At 33.1% G+C, this 13,638-nt stretch carries 15 protein-coding genes; 7 read left to right on the top strand and 8 right to left on the bottom strand.

Annotation, left to right across the window (positions count from 1 at the left end; all coding sequences use genetic code 11):
• The first annotated feature begins 42 nt into the window (after window positions 1-42).
• Window positions 43-903: a hypothetical protein gene (locus BM289_RS08825; protein WP_091492540.1), complete on the top strand. Its 861-nt coding sequence runs from the start codon at window positions 43-45 to the stop codon at window positions 901-903.
• A gap of 171 nt (window positions 904-1,074) precedes the next feature.
• Here BM289_RS08825 and rlmN read toward each other — a convergent pair whose 3' ends face one another.
• Window positions 1,075-2,118, bottom strand: a complete 1,044-nt coding sequence (gene rlmN / locus BM289_RS08820; protein ID WP_091492539.1) for a dual-specificity RNA methyltransferase RlmN — start codon at window positions 2,116-2,118, stop codon at window positions 1,075-1,077.
• Window positions 2,119-2,451: 333 nt separating this feature from the next.
• Here rlmN and BM289_RS08815 point away from each other — a divergent pair, with 333 nt between their 5' ends.
• The 6 genes from BM289_RS08815 (at window position 2,452) to BM289_RS08790 (ending at window position 7,206) form a co-directional block, all read left to right on the top strand.
• Window positions 2,452-3,012 (top strand): YceI family protein, encoded by a 561-nt coding sequence (locus BM289_RS08815; protein WP_091492537.1) that lies wholly within the window; start codon window positions 2,452-2,454, stop codon window positions 3,010-3,012.
• A 304-nt stretch (window positions 3,013-3,316) separates the two neighbouring features.
• The gene (locus tag BM289_RS08810; RefSeq protein ID WP_244165347.1) at window positions 3,317-3,886 is read left to right on the top strand and encodes a YceI family protein; all 570 of its coding nucleotides are present in this window, start codon (window positions 3,317-3,319) and stop codon (window positions 3,884-3,886) included.
• A gap of 5 nt (window positions 3,887-3,891) precedes the next feature.
• Window positions 3,892-5,343 (top strand): hypothetical protein, encoded by a 1,452-nt coding sequence (locus tag BM289_RS08805; protein ID WP_091492534.1) that lies wholly within the window; start codon window positions 3,892-3,894, stop codon window positions 5,341-5,343.
• A 10-nt stretch (window positions 5,344-5,353) separates the two neighbouring features.
• Complete coding sequence (locus tag BM289_RS08800) at window positions 5,354-5,905, top strand: hypothetical protein (RefSeq protein WP_091492858.1); 552 nt, start codon at window positions 5,354-5,356, stop codon at window positions 5,903-5,905.
• A 178-nt stretch (window positions 5,906-6,083) separates the two neighbouring features.
• On the top strand, window positions 6,084-6,449 hold the full coding sequence (locus BM289_RS08795; RefSeq protein ID WP_091492533.1) for a hypothetical protein: 366 nt from the start codon (window positions 6,084-6,086) through the stop codon (window positions 6,447-6,449).
• A 115-nt stretch (window positions 6,450-6,564) separates the two neighbouring features.
• Complete coding sequence (locus tag BM289_RS08790; protein WP_091492531.1) at window positions 6,565-7,206, top strand: O-methyltransferase; 642 nt, start codon at window positions 6,565-6,567, stop codon at window positions 7,204-7,206.
• Window positions 7,207-7,475: 269 nt separating this feature from the next.
• On the opposite strand, the gene BM289_RS08785 is transcribed toward BM289_RS08790, so the two are convergent.
• The 7 genes from BM289_RS08785 to BM289_RS08755 all read right to left on the bottom strand — a co-directional run bounded on the left by BM289_RS08785 (window position 7,476) and on the right by BM289_RS08755 (window position 13,578).
• Window positions 7,476-8,039 (bottom strand): phosphatase PAP2 family protein, encoded by a 564-nt coding sequence (locus BM289_RS08785; protein ID WP_091492530.1) that lies wholly within the window; start codon window positions 8,037-8,039, stop codon window positions 7,476-7,478.
• Window positions 8,039-8,386: a Sec-independent protein translocase subunit TatA/TatB gene (locus BM289_RS08780; RefSeq protein ID WP_091492528.1), complete on the bottom strand. Its 348-nt coding sequence runs from the start codon at window positions 8,384-8,386 to the stop codon at window positions 8,039-8,041. Before BM289_RS08780 ends, BM289_RS08785 begins: the two co-directional genes overlap by 1 nt.
• A gap of 152 nt (window positions 8,387-8,538) precedes the next feature.
• Window positions 8,539-10,782, bottom strand: a complete 2,244-nt coding sequence (locus BM289_RS08775) for a M1 family metallopeptidase (RefSeq protein WP_091492527.1) — start codon at window positions 10,780-10,782, stop codon at window positions 8,539-8,541.
• A gap of 65 nt (window positions 10,783-10,847) precedes the next feature.
• The gene (locus tag BM289_RS08770; RefSeq protein WP_091492525.1) at window positions 10,848-11,354 is read right to left on the bottom strand and encodes a DUF6702 family protein; all 507 of its coding nucleotides are present in this window, start codon (window positions 11,352-11,354) and stop codon (window positions 10,848-10,850) included.
• Window positions 11,351-12,106, bottom strand: a complete 756-nt coding sequence (locus BM289_RS08765) for a BamP family beta-barrel-assembly machinery protein (RefSeq protein ID WP_091492524.1) — start codon at window positions 12,104-12,106, stop codon at window positions 11,351-11,353. The genes BM289_RS08770 and BM289_RS08765 overlap by 4 nt, the downstream gene beginning before the upstream one ends.
• On the bottom strand, window positions 12,096-12,824 hold the full coding sequence (locus BM289_RS08760; RefSeq protein ID WP_244165346.1) for a carboxypeptidase-like regulatory domain-containing protein: 729 nt from the start codon (window positions 12,822-12,824) through the stop codon (window positions 12,096-12,098). Before BM289_RS08760 ends, BM289_RS08765 begins: the two co-directional genes overlap by 11 nt.
• On the bottom strand, window positions 12,811-13,578 hold the full coding sequence (locus tag BM289_RS08755) for a carboxypeptidase-like regulatory domain-containing protein (protein ID WP_091492522.1): 768 nt from the start codon (window positions 13,576-13,578) through the stop codon (window positions 12,811-12,813). The genes BM289_RS08760 and BM289_RS08755 overlap by 14 nt, the downstream gene beginning before the upstream one ends.
• Window positions 13,579-13,638: the final 60 nt, after the last annotated feature.

Genomic DNA, 13,638 nt, shown 5'->3' with positions numbered 1-13,638 from the left:
TTTGAATTCATTAATTAAAAGAAGAACCCAAAACTATTATTTATGAAAACAAAATTTTTATTAATTAGCACTTGTATTTCGATGTCTTTTTTTATCAGCTGTAATTCTGATGAAAAAACAAATGATGGATCAGGAACAGCGATTACCAACGATGAAATTATCACCAATTCCAAAATCGATGCCACTGTAGATGATGTTACCAATATTGCCGAAGATCAATTTACCTCACAACTGAATATAAATTCAAAATATGGAGGCCCTAAAAAGAATTTTCTTCCAAGCTGCGCCACTATAACAACCGTTTTGACTAATAATACTTGGACAAAAACTGTCGATTTTGGTGTTGAGGGCTGTACTTTAAATAACGGAAACACAGTTAAAGGAAAAATGATTGTTTCTTTTTCTAACGATTTTAGTTCTTCGACTCAAACTATTAGTTACACTTTTGAAGGATTTTATCATAACGGCAAAAAACTTCAGGGAAGTAAAAGTATTGTTCGAACTATTAAAGAAACTAATTTGCTGGTTACCCCTCATCCTGTTTCTACCGCATCGATAGATTTAACGATTACGTTTGATGATGGCGGCGTTTATACTCGAAAAGGAACCTTAATTAAAGAAATGACTTCTGGTTATGATACTTGGTACGATTGGGATGACAATGTTTTTGTAGTTACAGGAAGCGGTTCAACAACTTTCCCAAATGGAGATACTTACTCGGCAGAAATTACAACTCCTTTAGAGTTTAATGCTATTTGCAGAAAATCTTTTGCTGTAAAAGGAATTGTTTCTATTACTAAAAATGGTGCTTCGGCAACTATAGATTATGGAAGCGGAGAATGCGACTCTCTTGCTACAGTAACCAAAGACGGGGTTACAGAAGAAATTGATTTGAAAAAATAAAATCCTTTTTGCCCAAAAAAAGCATTAAAAACGAGTCTTACGCCTTGCTTTTAATGCTTTTTTTTGTTGATATTTCAAAAATGGCGAACCAATTTCAAAATGGTGAACGGACATATTTTTTCTACCGATGAGATACTCCTAGCGGAGTATAATTCTGGCGAATATTTTTTTTTACGCTTCTTTGTTGGCCAGTTGACCGCAAGCTGCGTCGATGTCTTTTCCTCGGCTTCTTCTTACTTTTACCACCACTCCAATATTTTCCAAGGCTTTTATATAGGCCATAATCGACTCTTCTGAGGCTTGCTGGAATTCGCCGTCATCAATTGGATTGTATTCAATTAAATTGACTTTACAGGGCACATATTTACAGAATTTCACTAACGCATCAACCGAAGCTTTGTCGTCGTTGATTCCTTTCCAAACTACATATTCGTATGAAATTTTGCTTTTGGTTTTTCTGTACCAATATTCTAAAGCTTCTCTTAAATCTTTTAACGGAAAGTTTTTACTGAAGGGCATAATTCTCGCACGAGTTTCATCTATAGCCGAATGTAATGAAACAGCCAGTTTGAACTTCACATCATCGTCTGCCATTTTTTTGATCATTTTCGGAATTCCGGAAGTCGAAACCATAATACGTTTTGGAGACATTCCCAAACCTTCTTCCGAAGTAATCATGTCAATTGCTTTAATGACATTATTATAATTCATTAAAGGTTCTCCCATTCCCATGAAAACAATATTCGAAAGCGGATGATTATAATACAAACGGCTTTCTTTATCAATAGCCAGAACTTGATCGTAAATTTCGCCTGGTTCAAGGTTACGCATTCTTTTTAATCTAGCTGTAGCACAGAAATTACAATCCAAACTACATCCAACCTGACTCGATACACAAGCCGTAGTTCTGGTTTCTGTCGGAATTAGAACAGATTCCACAACAAGTCCGTCATGAAGTCTCACGGCATTTTTTACAGTTCCGTCACTGCTTTTTTGCATGGTATCAACCTTAATATGATTGATTACAAAATTATTCTCGAGCATAGACCTTGTAGCCTTAGCTACATTAGTCATATCTTCAAAACTGTGAGCTCCTTTGCTCCACAACCATTCATAAACCTGATTTCCACGAAACGCTTTATCTCCATTTTCAACGAAAAAATCGCGAAGCTGGTCTTTTGATAAGGCGCGTATGTCTTTTTTCTCCATTTGCATGCTGCAAAGTTAATCACTTTTGTCATTTTTCTTTGTATTTTAAATACATTCTTAAAATCTCATTCAAAAAAAGCGAATCATTACAGCTTTCGTAAAAAACACACAACTTAATAAAAGACAAATATTTACAACCGAAATTATTCTTGATAAATCCTACCTATATATATAACCTCAACAATCCATCCTTTACAATAAAGATTTAATAAAACTTTTGCCATGATTTTTATCATTTCGTTTGTTTTATGTCAGTCCTAATTTTGCCCCAAGAAATAAGGTTAGTTCACAACCACTTCATCGAACTCACCTGATTAAAATTAACCTAACATAATCGAGATGAAAACAATTAAATCAATCCTATTAACAGTACTCTTCACCACAGCTACTTTACAAATAAATGCGCAAAGAACTTATAATGTAAATGCAAACTCCACTTTTGAAGTTGCAGGAACTTCAACCGTACACGATTGGGTAATGAAATCTTCAGAAGGAACCGGAACAGCTAACTTAACCATTAAAGATTCTAAACTAATTGGAATAAACAGTTTAAACATTTCATTATTAGCAGAAAGTCTAAAAAGTTATAAAGCCAGTATGGATAAAGTGGCTTATGAAGCTTTAGACACAGAAAATCATCAAAACATTGAATACGTTTTGAAATCTGCTGCTAAAATTGACGATACCACTTGGAACCTAACGGGAGTTTATACGATTGCAGGAGTAAGCAGAGAATTTGTAACACAAGTAAGAGTGACCTATAATAATGGAACTTTTACTTTACAGGGTTCAAACCAAATCACTTTTGCCGATTTTGAAATGGCTCCTCCAAAAGCGGCTCTTGGGGTTGTAAAAGCTGGAAAAGATTTAACAGTAATCTTCAACATCATTTTAAGCTAATGAAATGGATTTTGAGTGTTAAAAATCCTCTAAATTATTTTTAGAACTCTTACTTCTAAAATCTTAAAAATTCATAATTCAACAAAATCCCACGTTCTTTTTTGCCTTAGTGATCGATTTCGTAAAAAATGAAAACGTTGTAGTTATTAAATACCCATTTAATAAAATTTTAACAATGATTTTTATCATGTATTTCTCTGATTTATAGTGGGATCTTTGATACAAGTTAAAACAACATTCTTAGTACTAACACAGAAACTGGCCAAATTATTAACTTATTTTTTACACTAAAAACATGACAAAAATGAAAACTAGCAGAATAAAATTTTTTGCATTTGCTATCGCATTCTTAGGAATTACTGCATTTGCTACAGCTCAAAAATCCTACACTTTAGACAGTAAATCTACTTTCTCTGTTGCTGGAACTTCAACACTTCACGACTGGGAAATGAAATCGGCTTCTGGAACTGGAACTGCATCCTTAAATATCGCCAACGGAAAATTAACTGATATTGATGCATTAACCATAACACTTCCTGCAGAAACTATAAAAAGTGAGAAAAAAAGCATGGATAAAGTAGCTTACGAAACTTTAAAAACAGACAAAAACAAAAACATTAAATATGTTCTAAAATCTGCCGAAAAAGTAAACGAAACGACTTGGGAGTTAACTGGAACTTACACTATTGCAGGGGTTAGCAAAGTTTACAAAACAACTGCAAAAACCACTGTCACAAAAGATGGTTTAAATCTGCAGGGAACTAACAAAATAACCTTTACAGATTTCGGAATGAAATCACCAACTGCAATGTTGGGAACTATTAAAACAGGTCAGGACCTAACCCTGAAATTTAATTTAAACTTTAATTTATAACCACCATGAAAAAGATTTATGTCCTATTTATTACACTTATCAGCACATTTGCTGTTAATGCACAAGTTAGCTTTGGAAACATGCAAAACCAAATCTCTAGAGGAAAAGATGGTATCAACGTTTTCGATGTACAAAAAGACACTAGAGAATTTAAAGGCCTTAGCATTGACCTTGGTGGTGCTTTCAACATGGATTTCCAGGCAACAAATTCATTCAACGACCAACCAGCTAGTATTACAACTACGACTAATACTGCTACCGGAACTACTGTTAGATCAATCACTGGGTATCGTTTGATGAATACTGAAAACAATTTTACTCTTCCTGCTGCTGATATGTATATTGGTGCTCAATTGTTTGACGGAGTAAGAGTAAATCTAGATGTTTATTTAGCCTCAAGACACCACAATGATTCTTATGTAAAAGGTGGATATTTACAAATTGACAAGTTAGACTTCATCAAAAAAGACTTCTTGGCTGATTTCATGAAATATGCTACAATTAAAATTGGACAAATGGAGAACAATTTTGGTGATGCTCACTTTAGAGGTTCTGATAACGGTAATACCATCCGAAATGCATTTGTTGGAAACAACGTGATGTATTCTTTCACTACAGAAATGGGTATGGAAGTTTATTACAACAGAAATGGATTGGTTAGTATGTTAGGTGTTACAAATGGTAATTTAAATCAAAGTAATGAAGAAGTTTTTTACACTGCTGGACCAAATACCAATACAACACACAGCCCATCAATCTTAGCTAAATTAGGTTATGACAAACAGCTTAATGAAGATTTGAGAGTGAGATTAACAGGTTCTCTTTATCATAATGCAAATCTTGGAAACGCAAACATATATTCTGCTAATAGATCAGGATTTGGGTATTGGGGTATCTTGAATAACAACGCTTACAAAAATACCATTACTAAGACCGATGCTAATGGTACTGTTATTTCTACAACAACGACAGATGTAGCTACTACTTTTAGTAAAACATCTACTCCAGAGGCAACGTTCAACCCTAATTTCAAAAACTGGGCAACAACATACATGATTAACCCTTTTGTAAAATACAAAGGACTTGAATTTTTCGGAACAATTGAATTAGCTTCAGGAGGAGATAAAGCTGGTACAGATGACAAACGTACTGCTAATCAATATGCTTCAGAACTTATTTACAGATTTGGAAATACTGAACAATTCTATATCGGAGGAAAATACAATACTGTATCTGGAAAATTATCTAATGCAGATGCCAAAAAGGTTACCGTAGATAAATTTGAAGCAAGTGCTGGTTGGTTTATGACTAAAAACATTCTAGCTAAATTAAACTACGTGAATCAAAAATATAAAGATTATTCACAATTTACGGGAGATCCTGCTACAGGAAATCTAAACAATTTTTATGGTGGTAAATTTGAAGGTTTAGTATTCGAAGCAACCATTGCGTTCTAATATAAAAAAAATGAAAACAAGATTTCAAATATTAATTATGGGTTTAGTACTATTCTTTTTACTAGGAAGTGCTAAACCCACTTTTTTCCCAGAAGATAGCGCTGTGGTAATTAATAAAATTAAAATAGAAATCACAGGACTATCTACAGTTGGCAAATACAATTGTTCTAATACCTTTAATGTAAAGGATACAGTTTATGTAAACTGTCTTAAAAACAATACTTTCAATACCGAAATTAAAATGACGGACTTTGATTGTGGCAACAAAATCATGACTAAAGATTTACAGGGAACAGTCAAAGTAAAAAAATTTCCAAACAGCACGGTTTCGATTTCGGACATCAAACCAAATGGTAAAAATTACAAATGCAAGCTTAATTTCTACATTACAGACAAAACTTTAAAATACAAAGATTTCATTCTATACAATACAGATGACAAAATTCAGGGAACGCTGAGTTTAAAATTCTCTGATATCGAATTAGAACCGCCAGTAAAAATGGCTGGTTTAATCAAAGTAAAAGATGATATTGTAATCAATTTTAGTTTATACAAAAAATAACTTTTTTCTTCATAAAAAAATAAATAGCGCACAGACAAAAATTAAAAATTTGGCACAGGAATTGTTTTGCTCTCAAAAGAAAAATAATCTTACAAAGAGCTCAATCATTTTAAAATTTGTATTTTTATTTTTCAGCCATATAACCTTTAAGTTTTATCAACCTAAAAAAAATGTAATTATGAAAAAACAAATTTTAAGTTTAGCTGTTATTGCTTTATTAGCGTTCGCTGTACAATCATGCGAGAAAAAAGAAAACAAACCTGCAGAAGATGAATTAACGCTTGGCAACAAAGTGGATTCTCTTACCTCTGACATCGAAGAAGTAAAAGACAGTGCTGTAAGCAAAGCCGAAAGTGCAGCAACTAAAGCCAAAGATGCAACAGAAACTGCTGCTCAAGATGTAAAAAATGCAACTAAAAAAGCGGCAGAAGATGTAAAAGACGCCACTAAAAAAGGTGCAGAAAAAGTCGAAAATGCTGCTAAAGCTGCAAAAGACGGAACTGTAAAAACTGCAAAAGAAGTAAACGAAGCTTTGAAAAAATAAATTAAATAAAAGCTAATAAAGGAAAACCATTCGCTACAACGGATGGTTTTTTTATACCCAATAGTTCGGTAATATTTTTTGTATTTTTGCTCCCGAAATTACAAGATACTACAACATGCATTTTATATCACAAGAACTCGAAGATTACATCGAACAGCATTCTGAAAATGAACCAGAATTATTGGCAAAACTCAATAAAGAAACCTACCAAAAAATACTTTTACCAAGAATGTTGAGCGGTCATTTCCAAGGACGTGTTTTGAGCATGCTTTCGAAATTAATTCGCCCCGTAAATATTTTGGAAATTGGAACTTATACAGGTTATGCGGCTTTATGCTTATGCGAAGGAATGCAAGAAAATGGGCAATTACACACTATTGATATTAAAGAAGAATTGGTTGATTTTCAGAGAAAATATTTTGACGCATCACCTTGGGGAAAACAAATTTTTCAACATTTAGGCGAAGCTGTAAATATAATTCCAGATTTAGATTTAAAATTTGATTTGGTTTTTATTGATGCTGATAAAGAAAACTACTTGAATTACTGGGAAATGATTATTCCTAAAATGAATAAAGGCGGTATTATTTTATCTGATAATGTTTTATGGAGCGGCAAAATTCTAGAACCAGTTCATCCAAATGATGTGAGTACAAAAGTCCTTTTAGAATACAATCAGCTTTTAAAAGACGATCCAAGAGTAGAGACGGTTTTACTGCCTATTCGTGATGGACTAACGGTTAGTCGTGTTCTATAATTTTTTAGATTCTAAGGTTCTGAGATACTAAGTTTTTAAACTGAAAATATATTTTGAGTTGCCTCCAGCTTTAGCTGGAGGAATGCAATCTGGAATCCAAGGCTTTAGCCAAATACTCAAAAGCATTTTGGCTAAAGCCTTTTTATTTAACCAATAAAAAAACCTCCAGCTAAAGCTGGAGGCAATTTATAATACATATCTTTAAAACCTTAGTATATCAGTATCTTAGCAACTCAGAACCTTAGCATCTTAGCATCTTTAAAAAAAATCTATCCCGGAAAATACTGTGGTTTCAATTTTCTGTAAACCAAATAAAGTAAAAATCCGAATAGAGCTCCAAAGAAATAGCCAGTAAGAATATCACCTGGAAAATGCAATCCTAAATAAATTCGACTGTAAGCAAAAATTAATGGCCATAGAAATATAAATCCGAAATATTTGAAATAGCGCTTTAGAATCAAAAATAAGAAAGTCGCAACCGCCATAGTATTAGCTGCATGTCCAGAGAAAAAGCTATATGATTTTCTAACCTGTACAACTCTTATAATTGAATTTATTTCCGGATCATTGCATGGTCGCAAACGCTGAAAAGTATGTTTGAATAAATTACAGGTTTGATCTGTAAAAGCAATCAAAACTGCAATAAAAAGCAATAAATACAGGGTTTGTTTTCCTCCTATTTTTTTATAAATAAGATAGAATAGAAATAAGAAAAATGGCGTCCAATACAATTGATTGGTAATAATAAGCCATAATTTATCATATGTTTCAGAACCTAATCCATTAAGAAAGATTAAAAGATCTTTATCTAATTCCTGTATTTTTTCAAGCATTACATTTGGCGTTTAATAGGTCCAGAGAGTGTATCAATATCTTCTTTTACCTTTTCGATTTCAGTTGCAGTATCTCCTAAAAGATTTCCTGTATCTCCAAGTAAATTTGATTTTGCATTATTAATTTCTGCATTGATATTTCCAGTAATATCGCTCAGAGATTTTGCATCAAGACCATTGGCCTCTGCTCCTTTCTGAATTTCGCTTTTAATATCATTAGTTGCATTTTTTAATTGAGCCATAGCTTTTCCCATTGTACGTGCAATTTCTGGAACTTTATCTGAACCAAAAAGCATTAGTACTATAAACAGTATAAAAACTAATTCTCCTCCTCCTATACCAAACATAACTTTTAATTTTGTAGTCACAAAGATATTAAATTTTAGAGCTTAGAGTTTTAAAATTAACTTAAAAAGTCCTTTAAAATGTATTTCTTAAAAAGAAAAAAGTTCATCAAGCCTTACAGCTGATGAACTTTTTACTATTACTTTATTTCTTTTTAGTCAAATTTTGACTTCGTTTCAACTTTTGGCCAAGAATTATTGGTTACATCGATATCTGCTGTTAACAATTTTGGATCGATTTGAATACTCTTAATTGCTTTTGTTGTAGCATATACTTTTTTAGCCGTTTCGTTACTTTTTCTCCAGATTTGTGCTGGATATTGGTAATTATCTTTAGAACCGTCCTCGTAAGTAATCTCCACTAAGATTGGCATAATCATACCGCCTGGTTTATTAAATTCTACTTCATAGAAGTATTTAGGCGATTTGATACTTGCTTTTTCTTCAGCTGTAAAAGTTTGATCTACGTAATCTGCTAACGGTTTAAAATCTTCAATTTTTAAAGCTTTTTTCTTAGATTGATTTACCTCTGCATTGTCTCCTGCAACTAAGTAAACAAAAGGTCCTTTTTCATAACCAAAACGTCCTTTTCTCACTTTTACATCTTTAAGATCGGCTGTTGGAGTATCTGAAACATAATATTGCTTTACATCTTTAATTCCGATATCTACAAAATCAGTTGAATAGAACCATCCTCTCCAGAACCAGTCTAGATCCACTGCCGAAGCATCTTCCATCGTCCTAAAGAAATCTTCTGGAGTTGGGTGTTTGAATTTCCATCTGTTTGCGTATGTTTTAAAAGCATAATCAAACAATTCTCTTCCCATTACCACTTCCCTTAAAATATTAAGACCAGTTGCTGGTTTTCCGTATGCGTTATTTCCAAATTGGTGAATTGTTTCAGAGTTAGACATAATTGGCTCCAAGAACTTTTGATCTCCGCTCATGTAAGGAACGATATTTTTTGCAGGTCCTCTTCTTGAAGGGAAATTTGGATCTAATTCCTGCTCAGCTAAATATTCTAAAAATGAGTTTAAACCTTCATCCATCCAAGTCCATTGACGCTCATCTGAGTTTACAATCATTGGGAAGAAAGTATGTCCAACTTCGTGGATAATAACACCAATCATTCCGTTTTTAACTTCTTTGCTCGTTACCCCATTTTCATCAGGACGACCAAAATTCCAACAAATCATTGGATATTCCATACCTTGATCTTCTGCAGAAACAGAAACTGCTTTTGGATAAGGATAATCGAAAGTATGAGACGAATAACTTTTTAGAGTATGAGCCACTACCATTGTAGAAGTTTCTCCCCAAAGTGGGTTTGCTTCTTTTGGATAAACAGATTCTGCCATCACAGTTCTGTTTCCAATTTTCACGGCCATTGCATCGTAAATGAATTTTCTTGAAGAAGCAATCCCGAAATCACGAACATTTTTAGCGCTGAATTTCCAAGTTTTCTTCTTTTCAGAAAAACCTTTTTCTGCTGCTTCTGCTTCTGCCTGCGTTACAATAACTACAGGTTTATCAAATGATTTTTGTGCTTGTTCGTATCTTTTTACCTGTTCAGCTGTAAATACTTCGCTTCTGTTCATTAATTCTCCTGTTGCATCAATCACGTGATCTGCAGGAACTGTAATGTTTACATCAAAGTTTCCGAAAGGAAGAGCAAACTCTCCGCTTCCCCAGAACTGCATATTCTGCCATCCTTCAACATCATTGTAAACTGCCATTCTTGGATAGAACTGAGCGATTACATATAATTTATTGCCATCTTTCTCAAATAATTCATATCCTGAACGACCGCCTTCTTTTCTATAGTTATTGATATTGTACCACCATTTTATAGAAAAAGAAATTTTTTCACCAGGTTTTAATGGAGAAGCCAAGTTGATACGCATCATCGTTTCGTTGATTGTATAAGACATTGGATTTCCTTTAGCATCTTTTACCTGCTCAATATTAAAACCACGTTCTAAATCTTTTTTCAAATATTTAGAAGAAAAACCATCAAGCGGTAAAACCTGATTGATTTTTTCGCCCTCTGCTAATGAAGTCTGTCCATTTGCTCTTGCTTGATTTTGGTCCAGCTGAATCCATAGGTACTCTAAGCTGTCTGGCGAATTATTAGAATAAGTTATAACTTCAGATCCAGTTAATTTTGAGTTTTTATCATCCAATTCAACATCGATTTTGTAATCTGCCTGTTGTTGATAATAAGCTGGGCCTGGAGCTCCAGAAGCAGTACGAAACATGTTTGGAGTCGCCAGTAAATCATACATTTGACTGAACTTGTTTGTATCGTATTTACCCTGCTGTCTTGTAGGTGTAGTTGCTGCCTTTTCCTGCGCAATTAACATTGCTGGAAAAAGCAATAATAATGAAATTTTTTTCATAAAAATCGAATGGTAATTTATCAGGGTGTGAAAATAGCAATTAAAACCATAATTTAACACCCTATTTAATACTTTAACACTTCTTTCCTTGAAGATTCTGTAAAGAGAACGCTCTTTTTAGTATCAAATGCTGTAATATGTGTAATGTTTTGCTGTTCTGCATTCCAATCTACTAATATTGTATTTGAAATTTCCAACGTCTTAAATTTATCTACATTTTGAATTCTGGAATAACAAACCAAAACATCATCTGCCTCCACTTCTTTAGATAAAAAAACTATTGCTTTAGACTGTCCATTAACTTTGATTGAAAAATGTTCAGATAGATATTTTTTTAATAATTCAACATCTGCCGGAGTTTCTTTGCTAGTACCAACAAATGTCTTTTTGTGATACTTTTTCTCCATAGCATTATTCAAATCATCAATAAAAATTCGGGAAGTAATCTGCAACATCTTCTTTTCAGCGGCATAATTTACTTGAAAAACCCCTACATAAAATTTATGAAAAGCAAATGCCGAAGTCAATAGAAACAAAACTCCAAGCAAGGGATAAATTATTCTTTTTTTCATTTTTGAGCAGCCTCAGCTTTCTTAAATTCTTTATTCTTATTGATCATAAAATCCATCAACTGAAACTTCTGATCTGGATCTACCAATTCTTTAGAATGCGGATCATTTGAGCAATACATCAAAAACAATTCGACTTCATCATCTTTAAGATTGAGTGTTTTAGAATAAAAGTCTTTTGTAAAATTATCTTTGGCATATTCTACAAAAGCAATATCTGTAATTTCTTCTTCTTTAACCTCCTCTTTTTTGCTCAAAAGTTTCTTTACATCTTTAAAGATTCGAACAAAATCGGTTCCATATTTTATGGTTTGATCAGAAAGCATTGCTTTGTTTTCTGGTGTAGACAGGTTATCCCCTTCAAACTGCATATCTACAATTTTTTGAGAACCGCCTTGTAATGATTTTACTTTTAATTCCTTATGAACCACAACTTCTTTAAGCTGATTATTAACCAAATCCAGCTTTATTTTCAAAAGAACCTCAGCACAATCTTTTTCAGTCAAAACCACTTTTTTTGATTGAAATGTCAAGCCAGAAAACAACAAAGTATCTTTAGGTTGCGCCATGATATCAAACAAACCGCCAGAACCAATAAATGTTCGAACATTTGCATTAATATTCATTACATAACCACTTTCTATGGCTAAAAAATCATTGATAACCTGACCGTGTAATGGTTTCCTGAAACCGTTTTGCCCTAATACAAATTGACAAAATAAGCAGACAACGAGTACTCCTAATTTATTTTTCATTTTCGAGAATTGTTAGATATTTTCTTGCTAGATCGGTGATTAAAAACATACTCATTGTTTTGTTTTTAGTATTCAAAGATACAGCAAAATCGGCATCTTCAACACAAAATAATTGAAATCCTTTAATATCATCAACCGGAATTCGCAATCTTTCTGTGTAATAATTCTCTTCAAAAAGATATTCAAGCTTTCTAAAAAGCGCTTCTTTTTTTTCTACTTTAACCTCTTTTTTCAACATAGCCGTTCTCCCAGACATTGCATTCAGAAGTTTATCTACCGATGTTGAAGTTGCGGTGTAAACCTTTCGTTCTGCAGGTGTATATTTTTTTTGCCCGTATGGGATAATCCCAAGATTTTCTGCTGTAATATTGGCATTTTCATTTACAATCACTTCTTTCAATTCGACTTCCTTTGCCGTCATTTTAACCATCAACAAACTAGAATTCAAATCTTCCAAAGTAATTCTCCGCCTAAGCGGCTCTAAGTTTACTGCAGAAAAAACCAAAACCTCGCCTTCACGCACTGAAATCGAAAAATTACCATCAGCATCTGAAACTGCAGCTACTTGAGTTGTATTATTAATAATATTCACCCCTTCAATCGGAGTGGATTGTTCCATTACTCTTCCAAGCAATTCCTTTGAATTGCCTTTTTGCCCAAAACCAAACTGAACAAAAAAGATAAACTGGACAATTAATATATTTTTACTTATTCTCACTAGCAATTATCTCTTTATATTTCACAGCCAATTCTCCTAAAAGAAATTCTGTAGAAGTTTTATTTTTAGAATTCAAAATCGCGGTAAATTTTTCATTATCTACAGCATAATATTCAAACCCTTTTACATATTCTGCTGGAATTTTCAATCTATCAATAAAATGCTCTAAACTAAACATATTCTCCAAAAGTCTCATAAAAAACTCTTTTTTCTCTACCGCAACTTCTTTTTTCAGCATTGCCGTTCTACCTGAGAAAAAATTCAGCAAAGGATCAGCAGAGATGGATCCTCCAACCATTCCTCCGCCATTTGCTGTAGCATTTAAAGCGGTTGCCGTTTGTAATTTCCTTTCAGCGGCCGTATATTTTTTTTGTCCCTCTGAAATTATCCCAAGACTTTCAGCATTAATATTATCATATCGTTTGATTACTACTTCTTGTAGCTGATTCATAACCATATTCAGCTTTACTGTAAAATTAAGATCCGAAAAATCCTCTTGTTTCAGCATAATTCTTTTTTCCTTAAAAGCTATTGAAGAAAACACCAAGACATCATCTGCTTTTGCTGAAATCGAAAATGATCCGGAGGCATCTGAAGTTACCGTTTCTTCTGTCTGCGCATTGATAACATAAACCCCTTCGGCGTTTGAAGCACTCGAAACAATCTTACCATTTAAAACAGAACGATCCTGGGCTTGAGCTAAACAAGTATGACTCGCAATAACAACTAAAAAACAAGTAATTTTCTGAAACAAAATGAAACAAATTAAAAATATTCTTAAAACGGTAAAAATATCTTAATCTCGTCCAAATTT

This window comes from Flavobacterium phragmitis (genome assembly GCF_900112575.1).
In the GTDB taxonomy this organism is placed as follows: domain Bacteria; phylum Bacteroidota; class Bacteroidia; order Flavobacteriales; family Flavobacteriaceae; genus Flavobacterium; species Flavobacterium phragmitis.
The sequence above is the reverse complement of the archived record's forward strand: the minus strand, read 5'-3'. Positions and strand labels throughout refer to the sequence as shown.

Bases quoted from the DNA above. Each gene is read 5' to 3' on its own strand.
- BM289_RS08825 (WP_091492540.1), top strand. From the start codon at position 43: ATGAAAACAAAATTTTTATTAATTAGCACTTGTATTTCGATGTCTTTT.
- rlmN (WP_091492539.1), bottom strand. From the start codon at position 2,118: ATGCAAATGGAGAAAAAAGACATACGCGCCTTATCAAAAGACCAGCTT.
- BM289_RS08815 (WP_091492537.1), top strand. From the start codon at position 2,452: ATGAAAACAATTAAATCAATCCTATTAACAGTACTCTTCACCACAGCT.
- BM289_RS08810 (WP_244165347.1), top strand. From the start codon at position 3,317: ATGAAAACTAGCAGAATAAAATTTTTTGCATTTGCTATCGCATTCTTA.
- BM289_RS08805 (WP_091492534.1), top strand. From the start codon at position 3,892: ATGAAAAAGATTTATGTCCTATTTATTACACTTATCAGCACATTTGCT.
- BM289_RS08800 (WP_091492858.1), top strand. From the start codon at position 5,354: ATGAAAACAAGATTTCAAATATTAATTATGGGTTTAGTACTATTCTTT.
- BM289_RS08795 (WP_091492533.1), top strand. From the start codon at position 6,084: ATGAAAAAACAAATTTTAAGTTTAGCTGTTATTGCTTTATTAGCGTTC.
- BM289_RS08790 (WP_091492531.1), top strand. From the start codon at position 6,565: ATGCATTTTATATCACAAGAACTCGAAGATTACATCGAACAGCATTCT.
- BM289_RS08785 (WP_091492530.1), bottom strand. From the start codon at position 8,039: ATGCTTGAAAAAATACAGGAATTAGATAAAGATCTTTTAATCTTTCTT.
- BM289_RS08780 (WP_091492528.1), bottom strand. From the start codon at position 8,386: ATGTTTGGTATAGGAGGAGGAGAATTAGTTTTTATACTGTTTATAGTA.
- BM289_RS08775 (WP_091492527.1), bottom strand. From the start codon at position 10,782: ATGAAAAAAATTTCATTATTATTGCTTTTTCCAGCAATGTTAATTGCG.
- BM289_RS08770 (WP_091492525.1), bottom strand. From the start codon at position 11,354: ATGAAAAAAAGAATAATTTATCCCTTGCTTGGAGTTTTGTTTCTATTG.
- BM289_RS08765 (WP_091492524.1), bottom strand. From the start codon at position 12,106: ATGAAAAATAAATTAGGAGTACTCGTTGTCTGCTTATTTTGTCAATTT.